The organism is Nostoc cycadae WK-1, assembly GCF_002897135.1.
Taxonomy (GTDB): domain Bacteria; phylum Cyanobacteriota; class Cyanobacteriia; order Cyanobacteriales; family Nostocaceae; genus Nostoc_B.
The window spans coordinates 1-1,902 of sequence record NZ_DF978472.1; the positions used below are offsets into that span (position 1 = coordinate 1).

At 40.0% G+C, this 1,902-nt stretch carries 1 protein-coding gene; it reads left to right on the forward strand.

What is annotated here, in order from left to right; genetic code table 11:
* Positions 1 to 19: 19 nt before the first annotated feature.
* A partial coding sequence (locus tag NCWK1_RS28885; protein WP_245895022.1) for an ATP-binding protein occupies positions 20 to 1,902 on the forward strand: 1,883 nt, incomplete at its 3' end.

A 1,902-nucleotide genomic window follows, 5' to 3' on the forward strand; every position in this document is an offset into this window, starting at 1 on the left:
GACAGTAAACACTACCCCCATCATTCCCGGATATAAAATAAGCTCGCAGCTGTACGCAGGCTCCAGAACCCAAGTATATCGGGCTATCCGCGAATCAGATCAACTTCCAGTCGTCATCAAGCTATTAACCTCAGAATACCCTACCTTTCAAGAACTACTGCAACTCCGCAATCAATACACCATTAGCAAAAATCTCAACATTGTCGGCATTATTCAGCCATTATCATTAGAAACATATAGCAACAGTTATATTCTGGTGATGGCAGATACAGGAGGAATCGCATTACGCGAATATATGCAAACTCATCCCCTCTCCCTGACAGAATTTTTGAGTATTGCCCTTCAACTAACCACCAGTCTCCATGAATTACATCAAAATCGAGTGATTCATAAAGATATTAAACCCGCAAATATCTTAATTCATCCCCAAACAAAACAAATCCAAATAATTGATTTTAGCATCGCTTCATTACTACCAAAAGAAACCCAAGAAATCAAAAATCCCAATGTTTTGGAAGGAACTTTAGCTTATATCTCCCCAGAACAAACCGGGAGAATGAACCGCGCCATTGACTACCGGAGTGATTATTATTCTTTGGGAGTGACATTCTATGAATTGTTAACCGGAGAATTACCATTTAATAGCACTGACCCAATGGAGTTGGTGCATTGTCATTTAGCGAAAATGCCAACAGTAATCGGGAACAGGAAAGAAATTCCCCAAGTGCTTTCAGATATTGTGTTGAAATTAATGGCGAAAAATGCCGAGGATAGATATCAAAGTGCTTTGGGATTAAAGCATGATTTAGAACTTTGTTTAGCGCAACTCCAAGATACAGGAGTAATTACAGATTTTCTCATCGCTGAACGGGATGTTTGCGATCGCTTCTTAATTCCCGAAAAACTATATGGTAGAGAAACCGAAGTTAATCGCTTATTACAAGCCTTTGAGCGCGTCGTCAATGGCACATCAGAAATGATGTTAGTAGCGGGATTTTCCGGGATTGGGAAAACCGCTGTCATTAATGAAGTCCACAAACCAATTACCCGACAACAAGGCTATTTTATCAAAGGTAAATTTGACCAATTCAATCGCAATATTCCCTTCAGTGCCTTTGTCCAGGCTTTGCGAGATTTAATGGGGCAATTGTTATCAGAATCGGATGCAAAATTGGTACAGTGGCGCAGTCAAATTTTAGAAGTGGTAGGAGAAAATGGACAAGTTTTGATTGAGGTAATTCCCGAACTAGAACGAGTGATTGGTAAACAACCCCCAGCACCGTCACTATCGGGAACTGCGGCACAAAATCGGTTTAATTTGCTGTTTCAAAAGTTTATTGCGGTGTTGACGACAGTGGAACATCCACTGGTGATATTTTTGGATGATTTACAGTGGGCAGATTTGGCTTCTTTTGGGTTAATTAAACTGTTGATGGAGGAGAAAAACTATCTGTTGTTGTTGGGTGCTTATCGGAATAATGAAGTGTCGCCCTCACATCCGTTAATGTTGATGGTGGAGGAGATGAAGAAAGTTGGGACGACGATTAATACTATTACTCTAGCACCCCTGATGGAGCAGGATACCAATCAGTTAGTAGCTGATACTTTACGTTGTAAAACCGAGCGAGCGCAACCTCTGACAAAATTAATTGAGCGTAAAACTCAAGGTAATCCGTTTTTTATTACCCAGTTTCTCAAGGCGTTATATGAAGATGGGGAAATTACATTTAATCATCAGCAAGGTTATTGGGAATGTGATATTACCCAAATTCAGTCTTTATCTCTTACTGATGATGTCGTGAAATTTGTCGCCAAACAGTTGCAGAAGTTACCTGAAGCAACGCAAAATGTTTTGCAGTTAGCTGCTTGTATTGGTAATGCTTTTGATTTAAACACTTTAGC